Genomic DNA, 19,409 nt, shown 5'->3' with positions numbered 1-19,409 from the left:
CATTGGCTTTCCCTCACACGAGGCGAGGATCGCGGACGGGGAATGCTTGGCTTGTTGCGGAAAAGGGCGAGAGAGGGGCGGTTGAGGCTGCTGCTCCGAATCCTGCCGGTTATACTGGCGATGCTGATGGCCTCCTTCGTCGTCGCGGCGGAGGCACAGGCAACCAATCTCGTCGTCAACATCGTCGACAACGAAGACCCGATCCCGCTTGGCGGCACAATCACCTACTCGGTCACCATAGAAAACGAGGACCTACCCGCCAACTCTTCTCCGGAGACGACGCTCAGACTGAGCATTCCCGGCACCTTCACCTTCACCGGCACAGAAGGCGGCAGCCCCATCACCGGCTGTACGCCGCAGCCGGGCACGGGGCCCGTCACGGTCATCTGCACCGTGCCGCCCATTGCGGGCGGCTCTGCCATCTCCCTCAATGCATTGGTCAAGACCAGCACGCAGGGGGTCTTTTTTGTCAGCGCCGCGGTGCCGGCGGCGCTCTCAGCCAACCCCTCGGCCACCCAGCCCACCACGGTCACCGACGGCACGGACCTGACGCTTGACGTCACCGGTCCGGCAAGTTCCGCCTCGGGCAGCAATGTCGCCTATGATTTCACCGTCCTAAATCTCGGCCCGATGCCCGCCACCAATGTGGTGGTCTCGGTTCCCATTCCGGCTGGGCTTGAGGATCTGGTCTGGCCTGCTGGCTGCGTGCTGTCCGCTGGCAATTATCTCTGCACCATTCCAGGGTCCGTTCCGGTCAACGGAACGGCAAAGCTGCAGCTTAAGGGTCAGATCGCCGTCGCTTCCAATTCTGACATCACCGTGACGGGCGAAATCACCGGCAGCAATCCGCCCGACCGCATCACCAGCAATAACCGCGACACGGTGACGACGGACGTCACAGAGGGGTCTGACGTCAAGATTGCAAAAAGCCGCTCGCCCTCGGGCACGCTGCTGGTGGGCAACCTCGTCACCTTCACGCTGACGCCGAGGTTCACAGGCGAAACCCCGTTCGGTCTCACGATTGTAGACACCCTTCCGGGCGTCTACCGGGTCGATTCCGTTACGCCGGCGGTGGGCAGCGGCTGGACCTGCGATGTGGCAGGCCAGACTGTCACCTGCACGCTGCCATCAGGTGGCGCTCCCGGCCACAACGTGCCGCTCGGCCCCATCACCATCGCGACCACGGTGGTGGCCTCCGGCACTGCCACCAATACAGTGAATATCGCGTCGGAGAGCCCGTTCGATCCGAACTTGGCCAACAATACAGCGACCGACGGTGGCGCTATTATCAGCGAAAATTCCGCGGACCTGCGCGCCAATAAGTCAACCTCGGCCAACCCGGTGCTTGAGGGCACCCCCTTCAACTTCACCATCAGCACCTCGAACCTCGGCAACCAGCCCTTCACCGGCACCATCGTGATGACGGACTCGTTACCTGCCGGACTGAGAGTCGATTCCTATGCGGCGCTGAACGGCTGGACCTGTTCGCCCGCCGTGCCGGTAACCGGCCCCGCACCCATCACCTGCACACGCGACTACACGGCCGGTGCGCCCTTGCCGGTCGGCGCCACCACGCCAGGCGTCGTTCTCGCAACCGTCTCGACGGTCTCCGGCGCAACAACCTTCGCCAATTCCATGACGGTGACAACCGTCAACCCCAACTTCCCCGACCCCAATCTCGTCAACAACACCGTCACCATCAACGTCAATTCGACCGGCGCCGGCGACGAGGCCGATATCTCCGTCGTCAAGACGGCGCTCAACCCCACGATCGCCTCGGGCGATATCCAGCAGTTCGCGATCGAAATCGTCAACGCCGGCAGCGGGGCCTCGTCCACCATCACCTTCACCGATGACCTGACCGGGCTCATCAACAACAAGACGGGCGCCAGCAACGGTTTCGTCCAGGGCTCGTGGACGCCTAATTCAGCAACGGGGATGAACTGCTTGCCGACGGCGCTGGGCGGGCCCACCGGCACGGCAGTGCGTTTCAGCTGCAACATCGCCACACTGCCGGTCTGTACCGCCGGGATCAACTGCCCGGTGGTTCAGCTCACCGTGCGGCCCGGCGGCAATGCCGGCACGCGCACCAATAGCGCAATCGCCAAATCGAGCGTCACCTACGATCCCAACCTGGCGAACAACACCGGCAGCGCCAGCTTTAACGTGACGGCGCTTGCCGACGTGACCATCGGCAAGACGGTCAATCCGTCCAATCCGAGGGCAGGCCAGGCTTTCACCTATGTGCTCGCTGCCACCACCACCCCGGACGGCAGGAGTGCGGCGGAGAATGTAACCGTCACTGACACGTTGCCGTCCGGCCTGATCTTCCTTGGCGCCGTACCGTCCTCCGGCAGCTGCTCCAAGCTTCCGACGGTTGGCAAGATCGTCGATAGTCCTATCGCAGAGCAGTCCACCTCGGGCGTGCTGGAGTGCAATCTCGGCACCATTGGCAGCGGTGCGCAGCGGACCGTGACGGTCACCGTCGCGGCCACCACCGCGTTGGCCAACACCACCGTCACCAACAACGCGGCCGTCACCTCCCCCACCACACCGGGTGATGACCCCAACAACAATTCCGCCTCCGTCAACGCGAACATACAGCCCCCCACGCTCGATCTGCAGATCAGCAAGGTGGACACGCCGCCGCCGGAGTTCGGGCCGGACCCCATCGGCATCGGGTCGGATATGGTCTATGGGCTGATCGTCACCAACAACGGCCCCTCGGCAGCGCAGGATGTCGTGGTCACCGATACCTTGCCTGCGGGCTTCCTTGCCTACAAGTCGGTGAGCGCGCCGCCCGGTGTGATCTGCAGCGGGCCCACAGCTGGCAATGTGAACTGTAACATCCCGCTGATGCTCTCGGGTGCGGTCCGCGTTATCAAGCTCACCATGACCGGCACGGCGCGCGGCGTTGCGGAGAACGTCGCGACGCTGTCATCGCCCGAGATCGCGGCCGGCTGGGACACCAATCCGCTGAACAACACCGACAGCGAATCCACCACCGTGCGCACCCGTGCCGACGTGGAGGTCGTCAGCAAGACGCCGTCCCAGTCGCCGGTGGCGCTGTTCGAGCCGTTCAGCTTCGAGATCAAGGTTCGCAACAATGTCGGGCCTGGCCTGTCGGAGGCGGACTCGGTCGTGCTGTCGGACGCGCTGCCGGCCGGCATGAAGCTCGTGGGCAGCCCCACGGGGGTGGTCACGGCCGGCACCACCACCGCGAACAGCTGCACGGGTGCAGCAGGAGATGCGTCATTCGCCTGCTCGTTTGGCACCATGAGTTCCGGCGCCGAAGTCACGGTCACCGCGCCGGTTCAGGTCGAGGAGGCGTCCAGCACGCAGCAGGTTTTCACCAACACGGCAAGCGTCGCCACGATCTCGCTGGAGGAGAACACCGCCAACAACTCGAACTCCGGTCAGGTGACGGTCGAAAGCACGGCGCTCGCGGGGCTGGTCTTCCGCGACTTCAATAACAACGGTGTCCAAGACCCCGGTGACAGCGGCATCGGCGGCATCGAGATGACGTTGACCCGCACCGGGGGCGGCACAGCGGTCACCTTCACCGTCGCCACCACGGCGGACGGCAGCTACTTCTTCCCCGCCGTTCCACCGGGAACCTATACGGTAACCCGCGGCACGGTCGACGACCCGCTGCTGATCAACGGGCGCGCCATTCCCGGCAGTGCGGGCGGCAGTGCCGTAAGCGCCGTCGCGATCAACGGGGTCTCGCTCTCCGCCGGCACCGCCACGGGCTACGATTTCACGCTGGTGCCTGCCGCCAACATATCGATCAGCAAGGCGCTGCTTGCCGGGCCGACGGTCAATCCGGACGGCAGCTTCGATGCGACCTTCCGGCTCACGATCAACAACCCCAGCATCCAGTCGCTCGTCAGCCTGGTGGTGACGGACCAGTTGGCAGGAGGGCCGCCGCTGTTCGGCAGCTTTGCCGCGAGCCCCACGCAACCCGGCACCTATGGCATTCTGGCGGCTCCCTCCGGCAGCTGCGGCGGCCTCAATGCCGCCTTCAACGGCAGCAGCGACAAGGCCGTGGCCAATGGCTTCACGCTTGATTCCAGCGCCAGCTGCACGGTGGACTTCAGCATCAGGGTCATGCCCTCCATTCCGCTGCCGCCGCTGCAGAACGGTGCTCGCTATTTTAACCAGGCGAGCGTTGCCGGGCAGGGCGGTGGCACGGGTGAAGCTGTCTCCTCCGCGTCGCAGCTCGTGCCGCTGTCGCCAGACCTCAGCCAGATGACCATCAGCAAGGTGCTGACGGGTTACCAGGACAAGGACGGCAGCCGCTCCATCACGCAGGATGATGTTCTGTCGTTCAAAATCACCGCCACCAACACCGGCAGCTTGCCGCTGACCAATGTGGTGGTCTCCGACAACCGCATCTCGCCGGACAGCAACGCCTGCCCGGTGCTGCAGCCGGGCGAGATCTGCGTTCTGACCGGCGCCTACACCGTCACCCTCGCCGACGTGCAGGCGGGCGCTGTTGTCAACACCGCGACGGCCGACAGCGACGAAACCAATCCCATCACGGCAACCGTCACCACGCCCGTCGTTGCCGTGGTGGACAAGAACACGCTGACCAAGACGGCCCTCGTCAGCACCGTCACGCGCGGCGAGAAGGTGCCCTATGTGATCGTGGCGGAGAAGGTGCCGTTCAACCCTGCGCGGATCGTGGACGTGATGCCGCCGGCCTTCAACTATGTGGGAGGCAGTGGCGTTGCCAATGGCAAGAAGGTGGAGCCCTCGGTCGAAGGCCGGAATCTCACCTTCGACGGGCTGGTCCCGGACAATACGGGTAAGATCAAGCTGGAGCTCACGCTGGTCGCCACCGCCGCCGTCAACCCGGGCGTGGCGGTGAACCAGGCGCAGCTGGTCGACCCGCGCTCCGGACAGGTGGTTGCCACCGCCAGGGCGCGCGTCACCATTCTGGCCGAGGCCGTGTTCGACTGCGGCGACATCATCGGCAAGGTGTTCGATGACCAGAACCGCAACGGCTACCAGGACGAGGGCGAGCCGGGGCTGCCTGCGGTGCGCGTCGCCACCGTGGGCGGGCTGCTGATCACCACCGACTCCAATGGCCGCTTCAACATCCCCTGCGCCGATATTCCGGATGCCGACATCGGCTCCAATTTCATCGTGAAGCTCGACACCCGCACGCTGCCCACCGGCTACCGCGTGACGACCGAGAACCCGCGGCGCGTGCGCCTCACCCGCGGTAAGGTGGTGAAGCTCAATTTCGGCGCCTCGATTTCCCGGCTGGTAAAGCTCGAGCTCAACGGCAAGGTCTTCGAGCAGGGCTCCGCCGCGCTGCTGCCCAAGTGGGAAGGGGGGCTCGACAAGCTTATCTCGGCGCTGCAGGCGGAGACCTCGGTGCTCGAAATCACCTATCGCGGCAGCGATGGCGCGCTGGCCAAGGCGCGGCTGCGTGCGGTGAAGAACGAGATCGCCCGGCGCTGGCAGGTGGTTCCCGATCACTATGACCTTGCGATCGACACGCGCATCGTCTCCGGGGGGGCGCCGTGAGGGCGGGGCGGCTGGCACTGGTCTCGGCGCTGCTGCTGTGCGGCACGGCGCTGGCGCGCGCCGGCGAGGCGGGGGACGCGCTGTTCTCGATCAGCGTCGACGGCCAGCACGTGGCCGGAACGCCGGGCACGCCGGACAACAACCGCAAGACCGACTTGGCGCTGGAACAGGCCGACATCCAGGTGAAATATGACGGTCTCAACGCCAAGCCCATGCTCAATGCCGCAACCACCTCGTCGCGCCGCTCTTTCGCGGTGGGCGAGGAGGTCGAAATTCTCGCGTCGAGCAACTATCCGGCCTATATCGCGCGCCAGGAAATCCGCATTTTCGCCACCGGCAAGCATGCGCCGGCAGCCCCCATCGCGGTCGTCAAGGTGGGCAAAGACAACGTCGCGCGCTGGACCATGCCGGAGGCCCCCGCCACGCAGGGCTTCGACGATTTCGTCTATGTGTTGCGCGTCTATGACGCCAAGGGCCGTTTCGACGAGACGCGCCCGCTGACCCTGGTGCGGCGCTCCTCGCTGGATACCGCACCGGCGGAGGAGGGGCCGGCGGCGCCCGGCTTCAGCGGCGACAACACCTCCTTCCGCAACATCCGCGTCGATGGCGGGGCCGTCACTGTCGCGGGCCGCAACGTGCCTGCGGGCGCCACGGTGGATGTGCTGGGCGAGCAGATCCCGGTCGACGGCGATGGCCGCTTCGTGGTGCAGCGTATCCTGCCGGTTGGCGAGCACGATGTCGACGTGGCGCTGAAGGGCGAGAAAGACGGCAGCCTCACCTTCGACCGCAGCATTAACATCCCCTCGAGCGAGTGGTTCTATGTCGGCCTCGCCGATCTGACGCTCGGCTCCAAGACCGGCTCGAAACACATCGAAGACGTGGCGCCGGGCGAATATGACGGCGTCTATGACAAGGGCCGCGCCGCCTTCTACCTGAAGGGCAAGATCAAGGGCTCATGGCTCCTGACGGCCGCGGCCGACACGGGCGACGGCAGCGTCGAGAACATGCTGACGGGCCTGGACGAGAGGAACCCCCAGAGCTTCCTCAAGCGCATCAACCCCGAGGACTATTATCCGGTCTATGGCGACGAATCGGTGGCGATCGAGGATGCGCCGACGAGCGGCAAGTTCTACGTCCGCGTCGAGCGCGGCGACAGCCGGGTGGTGTGGGGCAACTTCAAGACCGATATCCGCGGCACCGAGTTCCTGCGCAACGACCGCGCGCTCTATGGCGCGAATGTCGTGCTGAAGACCGATAGGATGGCGCCCTCGGGCGAGCGTTCCGGCGAACTCCACGGCTATGCCGCACAGCCGGGCACGCTGCCGCAGCGCGACGTGTTCCGCGGCACCGGCGGCTCGGCCTATTTCCTCACCCACCAGGATATCACCACGGGGTCGGAAACGCTTTATATTGAAGTGCGCAATCCGGTGACGGGCCGCGTGGTCGACCGCAAGACGCTGGTTTTCGGCCGCGACTATTCGATCAACTATGTGCAGGGCGTCGTCCTGCTCAACGAGCCGCTGTCCTCCAGCACCGACAACGGCAATCTGGTGCGCGACGGTGCGATCGGAGGCAACCAGCAATATCTCGTCGCGGCCTATGAATATGTGCCCACGGCGGGCGACGTCGACGGCTATGTCTATGGCGGCCGGGCCCAGCAATGGGTAGGCGACCATGTCCGGCTGGGCGTCACCGGTGCATTGGAGAACACGGGCGCCGCGGACCAGAAGCTGGGCGGCGCCGACATCCAGTTCTACAAGTCCGAGCAGACCTTCCTCGAAGGCGAAGTGGCGGTGTCGGAAGGCCCCGGCTTCGGCTTCTCGGAGTCGCTTAATGGCGGCCTCACTGTCACCGAACCAGGCATCGCCGGCAGCGCGGGCGATACAGCCATGGCCTATCGCGTGCTGGGCCGCCTCGACCCGGGCGAGGTCATTCCCGGCGCCAAGGGCGATCTCCAGGCGAGCTTTGCCTACAAGCAGTCCGGCTTCTCGACGCTGGACGAGCAGGTGACGGAGGACCGCTACGAATATGGCATCAAGGGCGATCTCGAACTCTCGAAGCGCCTGACGTTCAATTTCTACGGCGACCGGCTGGAGAGCGGCGGCGACGTCACTCAGAACCAGGGTGGCGCGGACCTCACCTATATGATGAAAGAAGACCTGTCGGTGTCGCTGGGCGTCCAGCAGCTTGACGTCAACAACCCCGAGAACGACGTTGATGGAACCCGCACCGACACGGCGCTGAAGCTCACCCGCATCTTGAGCGACACCTCATCCGTCTATGTCTTCGGCCAGGCCACCCTGGCGCGCACGGGCAATGTCGACCTCAACAACCGCGGCGGCGTGGGCGGCACGCGGCAATTCACCGACACGATCGACGGTTCGGCCGAAATTTCCTATGGCGATGGCGGCATCGGCGGCAGGGCGCTGCTCAGCTACCAGCCCGTCGCGTCGGACCGCTACTATATCGGTTATGCGCTGGACCCCGGCAATTACGTCGCCAACGATCTCCTGTCAGGCAAGCAGAATGACGATCTCGGCGGCATCGTCGCGGGCGTCAGGCACGGCTTCAGCGAGCGGCTCTCAGTCTATGCCGAGAACAAGTATAATTTCTGGTCGGACCAGCCGAGCCTCACCCAAGTCTATGGCGTCACCTATACCCCCACGCCTGAATGGAAGCTGGGCGGCGCCATCGAATCCGGCAAGGTGTGGGGGAACACGGCGGACCTGGGCTTCGACAACAACAACTTCAACCGCAACGCGGTGTCCGCCACCGCCGTTTATAATCCGAACGACAAGATGACGGCCTCGGTCAAGGGCGAGGTGCGTTTCGACGACGGCAACAGTGCCGATGGCGGCGATCAGACGGCCTACTATCTTGCGGCGCGCTATTCGAACGCGCTGAGCGAAAACTGGCGGGTGCTGGCGGCACTCGATGCCGTGGTGTCGGATGCGACAGACTCCTCTATCGGCGGCAATTACGTGCAGGCCTCCGTCGGCTACGCCTATCGACCGGTGTTGAACGACCGGCTCAATGCACTGGCGAAATATGTCTATGTTTACGACGTGCCGGGGCCGGACCAGGTGAATATCGACGGGCAGACCGGCGGCCCCTCGCAGCAGAGTCACATCTTCAGCGTCGACGCCACCTATGACCTGACGCAGATGGTCTCGATCGGCGGCAAGTACGGCCTCCGCATCGGCGAGTGGAAGCAGGAGGATGGCAGCGGCTGGGAGAACTCGACCGCCCAGCTCGGCGTCATCCGCGCCGATCTCCACGTCGTGAAAAAGTGGGACGTCATGCTTGAGGGCCGCTGCCTCTGGGAAAATGCCAGCCAATCAGCCAACTGGGGCGCGGTGGCCGCATTGTATCGGCAGATCAACGACAATTTCGACGTGGGCGTGGGTTACAACTTCGGGCGCTATTCGGATGACCTCGCGGACCTCTCCGCCAACGACCAGGGCTTCTTCGTGAATGCGATTGGGAAGCTGTAGGCGTTTGTGGTTATCCTTTCGTCTTGCCGTCACACCGGCTTTCGCCGGTGTGACGGGTCCAAGAAACGTGTAGAAAGCCTACCGCTGCTCCTCGCCGCCTGCCGCCACGATTACGCCGATGATCATCAGCCCCGTCAGGATCAGCCTGATCCCGGCGCTCGCGCCGAAGGTGTTGAGCATCGTCACCAGCAGATACATGAACAGCGCCGCACCCCAGATGCCCGGCACGTTCGCCCGGCCACCCGCAACCGACGTGCCGCCGATCACCACCGTGGCGATGGAAGCCAAAAGAAATTCCTCGCCCATATTCAGCGCCGCGCCGCGCGAAAAACCCGACAGCAGGATACCGCAGACGCCCGCGAGGAAGGCGCTCAGCACATAGGTCAGGAAGCGGGTGCGGCCAACATTCAGCCCGGCAAGCCACGCCGCACGGCTGTTCTGGCCCACCGCCAGCACGCTGCGGCCATAGACGGTGCGGCTCAGCACCACCGCCATCGCAACAGAGAGCGCCAGCACCGCGATAGCCATGATGGGAATGCCGAGCACCTGGGCCTCGGCGAATTGCGCCAGCGGCTCCGGCGGCTTGATGCGGATGCCGCGGCCATAGGATATGGCGGCCGACAGAACGAGGAAGCTCGATGACAGCGTGGCGATGATGGGCGGAATGCGCAGGATGCGGATGAGGCCATAGTTGAAAATGCCGACAAGGGTGGCCGCCCCCAGCGCAGCCACGATGCCGATCGCCATGCGGCCCGTGTCCTCGTCCATCACCTTCATGGCGACGGCGCCGGAGAGGGTGATGGTGGCGGGGATCGAGAGGTCGACGTTGCCGGGCCCCGTGGTGATGACCATCATCTGGCCGAGACCGACGATGATGGTGAATGTGGCGAATGACAGCGCCGCCGTCAGGATGGCGCCCGCGCCCTGGCCATGTGTATAGGCGATGGTGGCGAGCCACACGGCGAGTGCGGCGCCGAAGGAGTAGACCCAGGGCTGGCGCAACAACTTGGCCCTCATCGTTTCTGCTCCCCATAAGATACGAGCGCCCTGAGCGCCAGCACGATGATCAGGATCGCCCCTTGCGCGCCGATTTGCCAGTCAGGCGAGATCTTCAGGAAGATGAGGAAGGAGCCCGCCAGCGCCAGCGTCAGCGCGCCGACTACCGCACCCAATGGCGAGACACGCCCGCCGATGAATTCGCCGCCGCCGAGGATGACGCCGGCAATGGAATAGAGCGTGTAGCGGTCGGCCACATGCGCGTCGCCCGAGGTGGTGAGGCCGAGGAGGGCCAGCCCCGCGAGCACGCCGAAGAAACCGGCGAGCATGTACATGATGACCTTGGTCTTCAGCATCGACCAGCCGGCGCGGCTCAGCGCCTTGGGGTTGCCGCCCGCCCCGCGCGCGATGACGCCATAGGAGGACAGCATGAGGGCCAGGTGCACCACCACGCCGATGACGATGGCGGCGATGATGGGAAAAGGCGCGTAAGGCACGTGCACATTCATGATGGCCTTGAGCCACTCGGGCGATTTGCCGCCGGGTGACGGCAGGATCAGCACTGCGATGCCAAGCCACACGAAGGATAGGCCCAGCGTCACGACAATCGAGGGCAGATTGCGGATGTGGATCAGCGCACCCACTGCGCCATAGGCGGCAATCATTGCCAGCAAGGCGAGGACGCCGAGGGCTGGATTGTCAAACAGCAGCGTGGCGCCGATGCAGCTCACGAGGCCTACGAAGGGACCGATGGAGAGGTCGAGGTCGTTCACCGTGATGACGAACATCTGCGCGATGGTGGCGAGCGCAATCGGCACCGCATATTGCAGCATCAGATTGAGCCCGAAATAGCTCATGGTCCGCGGCTGCACGTAGAAGGTTGCGGCCAGCACCACGGCGAGGGTGAGGAAGGGCAGGGCCTGGCGCAGGAAGCGGCGGTTCATGCCGTGTGCTCCGCAAAACTCGCTTGCAGCATCTTTTCTTCGGTGAGTTCATCGACCCCCAGCGAGGCGGCGATTGCGCCGTCGCGGAACACGTAGGCGCGGTCGCAGTGAGTCAGCTCCTCGATTTCGGTCGTGTACCAGACGAAAGTGCGTCCCTTTTCGGCCTCCGCCCGGATCATCGCATAGACCTCCTGCTTGGTGCCGATGTCGACGCCACGCATCGGGTCGTCCATCAGGATGATCGCGGCGTCAGAGGCGAGTGCGCGGGCGAATAGCGCCTTCTGCTGGTTTCCGCCCGACAGGGTGAGGATGTTATTGTTGACGTCCGGCGTGCGGATGGCCATCCGCTGCTTCCATTCCCCGGCGAGCCTTGCCTCGGCCGCCAGGTCGATCAAGCCGCCCTTGCGGAGTGCCGCCAGCGAGCGCGTGGTGATGTTGCGGCCGATGGACCAGAGATTGAACACGCCGTCCGACTGCCTGTCGCCGGCGATGAAGGCGAGCGCGCCCTTCATCGACGCCTGGCGGTGCTCATAGATCTGCAGCAGCATGCGCGTCTGGCCATGGCCCGCGAGTCCGGTGAGGCCGACGATCTCGCCTTTGCGCGCCTCCAGTGCCGCGGTGCCGCCGCTGCGCGGCTGGGCACTGACCATCACCTCCGCGCCCGCCATTCGCGCAGCGCCGCGCTTGTGCTCGCGCGCTTCAGAGCCCATGGCGGCAACCAGCGAGTTGCGGGTGAAGCCGGAAGCCTTGCGGTCCGCCACGGTCTTCCCATCCTTCATCACCACGATGCGGTCGGCAGTCGACAGGATTTCGCCGAGGAGATGCGAGATCAGGATGACCGCGGCGCCGCGCGCCGTCTCCCTTTTCACATAGGCGAGGAGCTGCTGCGCGCTGACCGCATCGAGCGATGAAGTGGGCTCGTCAAGGATAACGAGACGCAGCTTCCCGTCCGTCACCGTGAAAGCGCGGGCGATCTCCGCCATCTGGCGCTGGCCGATGGCGAGGTCGGCAATCTCGTCATCAGGCGATATGCCGTGGTTGGGAAAGATCTCGTCGAGCTTCTGGCGGATCAGCGCGCGGGCGCGGCCCTTCCAGCCCAATCCTTTCAGCGGCCGGTGCACGATGCGCACATTCTCCGCCACCGTCAGGTTGGGGCAGAGGGAGAGTTCCTGGAACACGCAGCGTACGCCTTCCGCCTGCGCGGCAGCGGCCGTCCACTGGCGGTCATAGGGCTTGCCGGCGATGGCGAGCGTTCCGGCCGAGGGTGTGAGGTTGCCGCTTAGCACATGCATGAGGGTGGACTTGCCTGCCCCATTATGGCCGACAAGCCCAAGGCATTCGCCGGCGGCAACCGTCAGGTCTACGCCCGCCAATGCACGGACGGCGCCGAAGGATTTTTCGACGCCGTCCAGTCTGATGGCTTCGGAGGCCAAGTCCTTACTTGCCCGCGATCACCTTCTGGGCGTCGGCCTGGCTGTATTCCACATTGGCAACGCCGCCCTTCTCGGTGGTGGCGAGGTTCTGTTCCAGCGTGTCCTGGTCGATGCGCAGGAAGGGCACGGTCAGGTCCTTCGGCACATCCTTGCCATCGAGGATTTGCTGGGCCACCCAGAAGGCGAGGGTGGAGACGCCCGGCGCGATCGAGACGGACATGGTCTCATAGCCGTTCTTGTCCTTCTGCTCCTTCCACCACTGCAGCTCGTCCTGGCGGTTGCCCATGATGATGGTGGGAGTGGGGCGCCCGGCGGCAGCGAAGGCCTGGGCGGCGCCATAGCCGTCACCACCCTGCGTCACCACGGCCTTGATCTCGGGCAGCGAGGGCAGGATGCCGGCCACGGCCTTCTGCGCCACTTCCTGCGCCCAGTCGCCATGGACGGAGCCGACGATCTTGAACTGCGGGTTCTTCTTCACCTCCTCGTTGATGCCCTTGGAGATGGCATCATCCACGAAGACGCCCGCGAGGCCGCGGATTTCGAGCAGGTTGCCGCCTTCCGGCATCTTCTTGGCGAGATATTCGACTTCCGAAGCGCCCATCTTCTCGAAATCGACGGCGATCCGCCAGGCGCAGGGCTCGGTCACGATGCCGTCGAAGGAGACGACCACAATGCCTGCGTCGCAAGCCTGCTTGATGACGCCGTTCAGCGCATCCGGCGAGGCGGCATTGACGACGATGGCGTTATAGCCCTGCAGGATCAGGTTCTGGATCTGGGCAGCCTGTTCCGTCACCTGGTTCTCGGAGGTGGTGAAGGGGTCGGCGGCGGCGACGACGCCGTCGGCCACCGCCTGCTTGGTCACCTTGTCCCAGCTCTTCAGCATGGCCTGACGCCAGGAATTGCCGGCGTAGTTGTTGGACAGCGCGATCTTCTTGTCCTTGGTATCGGCCATGGCCGGCCCGGCCGCCATCAGGGCGGCAATGGCGATAGTGCAGGCGAGTGTCTTCTTGAGCATGTGGGGGTCCTCCCAGGACGTTTCTCGAGCCTCCCTGATGGGGCTCATGCCTGCATGCTAACATATTAGTTGGCGGCGGCAATGCCGTCCGAGACGCCCTCTCAGCCTTGGCACACGCTACGGCGGCAGCAGGGCCTGGAACTCGCGTTGCAATGCGGGATCGAGCATGAGTGGAGAGGCCTGGACGGCGGCTCCCAGGCCGAGCATCGCCCCGATCATCGCTGCGTCGCGCTCGAACTTGCTGAAGGACGTGCATCGTCCCAGTTCCAGCCAGCCCGCACTGTGCAGGACGAAATCGGCGCCAGACAAGATGGCTGCCGCGTTCGCGCTGGCGCCTTCATAGCCGGCCTGGCCATCATCGACCTTTGCGGACGTCACCCCGCCGTCTCCGCGCGCCGGAACCCCGAGCCTTCTCGCCAGCCTGACAGAGAACATCTGTACCATGTGCGCAACCGGATCGCCGAAAACGGGCAACATGCTTCGCATCGAGAACGGCAGTGCATATATCCCCATCACCACAGGCGCACCGGGCGACCAGAGCTGCGCAAGCGCAAGCCCCGCCATCACCTCCGCGTAGCCCTGCATGAGGGCGCCTGACACTGTCACCGGCGAGGTCGCCCCCATCATCATGTAGGACGTCACCATGGCGCCCTCGCCACAGCGGGCGATGGTCCGCAGGCACTTCAGCGGGTTTTCCTTGAAGGTGAGGGGTGGCGTGGAGTTGATGAGATGCAGCAGATTGCACGAACCTGCCTGTGCCGCCCGCCCTACCGCCTTGCTCACCAGCGAGATGACATCCCGGGCTGCCGTTGGCGAGGCGACGGTGCCCATGAAGGGCTTGTCCGAATGCGCGAGGTGGGCCCAGGCCATTTCCAGGGGCCGCGCCGCCTCGGGCACGTCATTCATCACGCATAGCATGTGCCCGGTGCAGGTCAGCGCTGACGCTTCATGCGCCAGACGGACGAGCTCGGTGTAGTGCGCCAGGCTGCCGGGCTGGCGCTGGCCGTCGCGGAGGAGAACGTTCGGCGGACCATAGACCGGGGCGAACACGGGCCGCTCGCCATCGCCGATGGTCACGTCACGCTGCGGGTTCCGGCCGCGCAGGGTTACGCGGGGAGGAGCGCTGCTGCGGATGATGGCGCGCAGCGCTTCGCCATCTAGGTACACCCGGTCCTCCACCACGCGGGCACCGTGCTGCCGCCACATGTCCAGTGTTTCAGGGTCACCCTCGAAGCGGACGCCCGTTTCGGCAAGAATCCTGTCCGCACCTTGCTCAATGAGCACCAGCAGCTCATCGTCCGCCACATTCCCGTTGGGCGGCGGGAGGCCGGCCCAATTCTCAGGAACGGCGGAGCTGTCAACCACTTGAGCCGAAGGCCCAGACGATGACAGCATCATAGTAGGGATCGTCTGAAATGGTGACCTCCTGGACCCTCAGCGGCGTCAGACCTGCTTCGCGGGCGCAGTGGGACGCAAGGCTGGCAGACAGGTAGCGATTGTCATGTCCTTCCATGTCGATGAAGCGCGCACTTCTGATCCAGTCCGCCCCAGCCAGGCGCCCCGCGGGAGCGAGAGCATCACAGGCAGCCTGGAATGCAACGCGATAGGCGCCAGCATCCGCCGCCAGCCCGAAACACCCCACCGCAGTGACAAGATCGAAACCTGCTTCCCTGCCCGGAATGGTCCAAGGGGCGAGGCAGTCCATGACATGATAGCTCCAGCTCAGCCGCCGCACCGCTTCGATATCGGCCGGCGTTTTCCCTAGCAAGCCCAGAGTCTCGCCATAGCACGGCGGAAGCTCGGCGCTTTCCTTGAAGCCGGCCAGCACATGCAGCGCTTCAGGCACGAGGTCGCAGGCGCAGATCGAACCCGTCGGAGACACGCCGATCGACCAGTAAAGCGTCGTGACACCTGCTCCGAGATCGGCCCAGTTCCGTGGACTGCCGCCATGCTGGAGCAGCATCGACTGGATCTCCTCAACGCCCTGGCCGGGAATGAGGCGATCATTGAAATAGCGCTGTCGATAATCCTCGAAATAGGCAAGGTGCGTGGCACTGAGTTCGGATGGGGCGATCTGCTCCAGCAGGCGGTGGTCCCGGCGCAAATCGCCATCCGCCTCACGCAGCCATCCGCCGATGGCATCGGTGACCGGTCTAGACATCGGCGGCCTGCATTGCGCCATTTTCCGTCCTTTCGCTCGGCATGAGCCAGCTGATGATGGCTGAAAGCAGGGCGGCACCGAGCATCATGAGGTAAACCGGCTGGAACGAGCCGGTCGACTCCTTCATCACACCGCCCAGCATGTTGCCTACGATGCCGCCAAAGCCCAGGGCGATGTTTCCGAACGCGAAGACGAGCGCCGCACTTCCGAGCCCGAACATGTGGCTGATGTAAGCAGGCACCAGCCCGAAGATCGCGTAGAAGGAAATGCCGAACGTCACCGCGGCGAGATAGACCGGCAGCTGGCCGGCGCCTTGCTTCGCAATCACGACGAGGCAGCAGGACACCGCAAGCACCAGGTATGTGATAAACATGCCCCAGCGGACGGTGATGCGGTCTGCCAGGGCGCCGATGGCAAATCCGCTGAACATGCCCACGATGCCAATGAACCGCCAGACATAGGCGGAGGTGTCGGCTGTGTAACCCGCTTCGCCCTGCAGATAGGCCGAGAGATAGGTCTGATAAGGCATGCAGGACAGGCCATTCAGGAACATCATGAAGATGATGGTGGCGGTCAGTCCCTTCGGCAGCGCTGCAAGGCGCGCCGCCAGGGAGGTGCGCGGTCCGGGGGCCGCCGGCAGATCAGAGGGGGCTTCACGCTTCCCAAGGCGACGCAGCCTCAGGAAGCCGAGAATCGCAAGGGCCCCGACGATCAGGCACGTCGCAATCCAGAGCGAACGCCAGCCGAAGGCAGGCAGCAGGAGCGTGAGCAGGAAGCTATTGACGAAAATGCCATAGCTCGTGCCGGAAGACATGAGGCCCAGAGCCTTGCCCTGGTGCTGCTTCGGGACGATTTCCTTCGACACTTCGACCATTGGCACCCAGATCGCAGCGGCACAGCCGCCGAGAAGGGTGAGCAGGATAGCGATCATCAGCACGCTCTGCGCGGCCGCAAGGGCGCCAAGTCCGGTAACGCAAATTGCGATCGAGCCGAGAATCATCGGCAGCGCCCCGAGGCGGACCGTCAGGAATCCCGCCATCAATGCAGCGACCATGAAGCCTGCCTGAACGGCACCAGACATCACGCCCATGACACCATATGAGAATGGAATGTCGCTGCGGATCGCCTCGACCATCGCCGGGAACAGGTAGAGCCCGAACCCATAGGTGGAGGCGATGAAACCGGTGAACAACAGTACCGCCTCGACGCTCCGGCCGCTCTGTGCTGTCACGTTCTCGTCCTAGTGAAAGCCAACATCCGTTCTCCGGAACACGGCGACCATGCGGGAGGAAGCGGGTGACCAGGGCGCACCGAGGTAGTCGCCGAATACCGTCTCGAGCCGCCATCCCGGAGGGACGTGTTCATCAATCCACCTGCGAGAATAGCGGTGGAGGGTCATGCCCGAAAGCCAGCGCTCCTTCTTGAGAGAGGGGGTGTCGAGTTCATAGCGGAACTCGAATGAGATGGCGGATCCATCCGGCTCATGCATCTGCGCGGACCAGCGGTGAAGACGCGCGGAATCCCCGGCTGCCCGCGTCCAGTCCAGGCGCCATGTGCCGTCCTCACGGGACGGATCGTAATAGTCAGGCTCGGGCGGTTCCTGATGGATACGGGGAAAGCATGAGAGATCCACCAGCATCGTGCCACCCGGTGCCACATGCCGCGCAACCGCGGCGAGGGCCAATGCCCCTTCAGGGGGAGGAAGCAGTTGCAGTGCTTCGCGGGGAATGATGGCGAACTCGAACCTTGCGGGCAGGCTGAGCGTGCGCATGTCGCCTGCAATTGCTGTCACTTCTCCAGCGCCGGGTATGGAAACCGCGGCAGCGGCAGCTTTTTTTGCCATCGCCGGTTCGAGATCCACGACGGTAAGGCAGCCGGCAAGGTCCACAATCCCGCGCGACAACCTGCCGGCACCACACGGGATCTCCAGCACCCTCGGCCGGCTGGTCCCGATCAGAGAACGGATGAAAACCATATCTCGCGTCTCAGTGTATTCAAGCTCATAGATTGATGCGCGCAGGCTATAAGGCATGGGCGAGGCCTGCTTGCTCCATGGCAAGATGCCGAAGGACTTCAGGGTGCAAGACGGCGCCTCCCGAAACGACACATCCATTGCGGGATACGGGATCGTCCACACCTTCGCACACAGAGCGGGCAAGGCCAAAGAGATACCGCCAGACATTGGCGCTGGTCGCGCGTGCGGCTGTCAGCGGTACCGAGGCCGGCATTGCATCGATCTTGCAGTGCAGCACGCCGTGCCGCTCATAGAAGGGCGCATCATAGGTCGTTAGCTGGTCGAAGCTTGGCATGTAACCGCGGCCATACCCACAGGTCACGTCGACGATCACGGAGCCGGGCTTCATGCGCCGCACCAGGTGCTCGCTGAGCATTTCCGGCGTGTCGTAGGTGGAGATCAGAATGGCGCCCACGACCAGGTCCGCTTCGAGAACTGCGGCCTCGAATGCAGCAGGCTCGTTGAGCATGAAACGGACATTGGCCGGCATGCCGGCCATGAAGCGGCGCAGCCCTTCCCAGCGTGTGCCGAACACGGTGACGTCGGCTCCCATCGCCGCGGCGAGCCGGGCCGCTGCACCGCCCGCATTGCCGTATCCGATCACCACCACCTTCGGGCGCGGCGCACCCGGAACATCGGACAGCAATACGCCGCTTCCACCCATGTGGGCTTGCAGATGATAGGCACCGAGAAGAACGCCAAGCTTTCCCGAGATCTCGTTGTCCGAAACGGGCACCGGGAATTCATCTCGAACGGTGCGGAAGAACTCCAGCGCGTAGGCGCTCATGCCGCTGGCCCGCATGGCTTCGACCAAGGCAGCGTTGCCCTCCGCATGCATGAAACTCGCCAGATGGAGTCCGGGCCTGAAGAACCGGTACTCCTCCGGGCCCGGCGCCTTGTATTTGAGGACCAGGCTGCAACCCGACCAGGCCTCTTCACAATCCACGATCCTGGCTCCAGCAGCCATGTAAGCCGCATCCCCGAACCCGGCGAGCGTTCCTGCGTCCGTCTCGACCAGCACCTGATAACCGCGCGCAATGAACTCAGCCACATGCTCCGGAAGAAGGATGACCCGTCTTTCACGGCTGCGACGTTCCCGGAGGACCGAGACAGTGCGCATAGCCTTCCCCGCGACTTCATCCATGGAACTGATCGCCGCGCGTATGTTCGGTGATGACCTCCCGCTTGGGGCTGAAAGCATGCCTCAACGAATCGATCGCCTTGTGCGGGTCGGCCTTGCCGCAGACAAAGACATCAATCGCGGCGTAGCCGTACTCGGGCCAGGAATGGATGCTCATATGCGACTCTGCCAGGATCAGCACTCCGGTAACGCCCATTCCCTCGCCGAAGTGGTGGAGATTGGCGTTCAGAACAGTCGCTCCCGCCACCTTCGCGGCCGCGACCATCGCAGTCTGGACGGTGGCGGGATTGTCGACGTTGCTGCACTCCCAGAACTCCGCAAGGACATGCCGGCCGAGAAAGTGAGGGACCTCCAGATCACGCTTCGGAGGCAATGGGTAGCCTTTGTCGGAATGATCCGTTGGAGTTCCCGATAGAAATTTACTTTACGTAAGAAGCAACCTTAGCATACATTAATCTCCAATCAAGTAGATTCTTACGTAAGGGAATCGTCCCACGCCGAGTTATGATGTTCGGCGGAAACGCGGCAAGCGAGGTGTCGATAGCTAATTAACTTGTCCGGTTTTGGTAGCACATCAAATGTCCGCTTCTTGTCTTTTGTTCTCCTGTGGGACTGTGGGCAAGGCGGAGCCTTGTCCACATTTCCACAGGTGTTGCGGCTGAGCGGATTTAAG

The 19,409-nt window shown here is 64.0% G+C and carries 12 protein-coding genes; 2 read left to right on the top strand and 10 right to left on the bottom strand.

From position 1 onward, the window contains the following. Positions 1–81 precede the first annotated feature (81 nt). Together IOC82_RS09530 and IOC82_RS09525 are read left to right on the top strand one after the other, a co-directional pair. Positions 82–5,538, top strand: a complete 5,457-nt coding sequence (locus tag IOC82_RS09530; RefSeq protein WP_290545950.1) for an SdrD B-like domain-containing protein — start codon at positions 82–84, stop codon at positions 5,536–5,538. Next, entirely contained in the window at positions 5,535–9,032 is a 3,498-nt protein-coding gene (locus IOC82_RS09525) for a TonB-dependent receptor (protein ID WP_290545949.1), read from the top strand. The genes IOC82_RS09530 and IOC82_RS09525 overlap by 4 nt, the downstream gene beginning before the upstream one ends. A gap of 78 nt (positions 9,033–9,110) precedes the next feature. On the opposite strand, the gene IOC82_RS09520 is transcribed toward IOC82_RS09525, so the two are convergent. From IOC82_RS09520 to speD, 10 genes are all read right to left on the bottom strand, one after another. After that, on the bottom strand, positions 9,111–10,049 hold the full coding sequence (locus tag IOC82_RS09520) for an ABC transporter permease (RefSeq protein ID WP_290545948.1): 939 nt from the start codon (positions 10,047–10,049) through the stop codon (positions 9,111–9,113). Continuing rightward, a complete protein-coding gene (locus IOC82_RS09515) occupies positions 10,046–10,972 on the bottom strand; it encodes an ABC transporter permease (protein ID WP_290545947.1) in 927 nt (308 codons plus the stop codon). Before IOC82_RS09515 ends, IOC82_RS09520 begins: the two co-directional genes overlap by 4 nt. Next, positions 10,969–12,405 carry a sugar ABC transporter ATP-binding protein gene (locus tag IOC82_RS09510; RefSeq protein WP_290545946.1) on the bottom strand — a complete coding sequence of 479 codons (1,437 nt, stop codon included), beginning with the start codon at positions 12,403–12,405 and terminating at the stop codon, positions 10,969–10,971. The genes IOC82_RS09515 and IOC82_RS09510 overlap by 4 nt, the downstream gene beginning before the upstream one ends. A gap of 4 nt (positions 12,406–12,409) precedes the next feature. Continuing rightward, positions 12,410–13,420, bottom strand: a complete 1,011-nt coding sequence (locus IOC82_RS09505) for an ABC transporter substrate-binding protein (protein WP_290545945.1) — start codon at positions 13,418–13,420, stop codon at positions 12,410–12,412. A 117-nt stretch (positions 13,421–13,537) separates the two neighbouring features. Next, the gene (locus IOC82_RS09500) at positions 13,538–14,725 is read right to left on the bottom strand and encodes a trimethylamine methyltransferase family protein (RefSeq protein ID WP_290545944.1); all 1,188 of its coding nucleotides are present in this window, start codon (positions 14,723–14,725) and stop codon (positions 13,538–13,540) included. 52 nt (positions 14,726–14,777) lie between these two features. Next, positions 14,778–15,581, bottom strand: coding sequence for a hypothetical protein (locus tag IOC82_RS09495; protein WP_290545943.1), 804 nt, complete (start codon positions 15,579–15,581; stop codon positions 14,778–14,780). Next, the gene (locus IOC82_RS09490; protein WP_290545942.1) at positions 15,574–16,812 is read right to left on the bottom strand and encodes a nitrate/nitrite transporter; all 1,239 of its coding nucleotides are present in this window, start codon (positions 16,810–16,812) and stop codon (positions 15,574–15,576) included. Before IOC82_RS09490 ends, IOC82_RS09495 begins: the two co-directional genes overlap by 8 nt. Before the next feature lie 9 nt (positions 16,813–16,821). Beyond that, complete coding sequence (locus tag IOC82_RS09485; protein ID WP_290545941.1) at positions 16,822–17,613, bottom strand: class I SAM-dependent methyltransferase; 792 nt, start codon at positions 17,611–17,613, stop codon at positions 16,822–16,824. Further along, positions 17,603–18,739 (bottom strand): NAD(P)-dependent oxidoreductase, encoded by a 1,137-nt coding sequence (locus IOC82_RS09480; protein WP_290545940.1) that lies wholly within the window; start codon positions 18,737–18,739, stop codon positions 17,603–17,605. Before IOC82_RS09480 ends, IOC82_RS09485 begins: the two co-directional genes overlap by 11 nt. Beyond that, positions 18,732–19,109 (bottom strand): adenosylmethionine decarboxylase, encoded by a 378-nt coding sequence (gene speD / locus IOC82_RS09475; protein ID WP_290545939.1) that lies wholly within the window; start codon positions 19,107–19,109, stop codon positions 18,732–18,734. The genes IOC82_RS09480 and speD overlap by 8 nt, the downstream gene beginning before the upstream one ends. Positions 19,110–19,409: the final 300 nt, after the last annotated feature.

Source organism: Aestuariivirga sp. (assembly GCF_020252395.1).
Classification (GTDB): Bacteria; Pseudomonadota; Alphaproteobacteria; order Rhizobiales; family Aestuariivirgaceae; genus Aestuariivirga.
The sequence above is the reverse complement of the archived record's forward strand: the minus strand, read 5'-3'. Positions and strand labels throughout refer to the sequence as shown.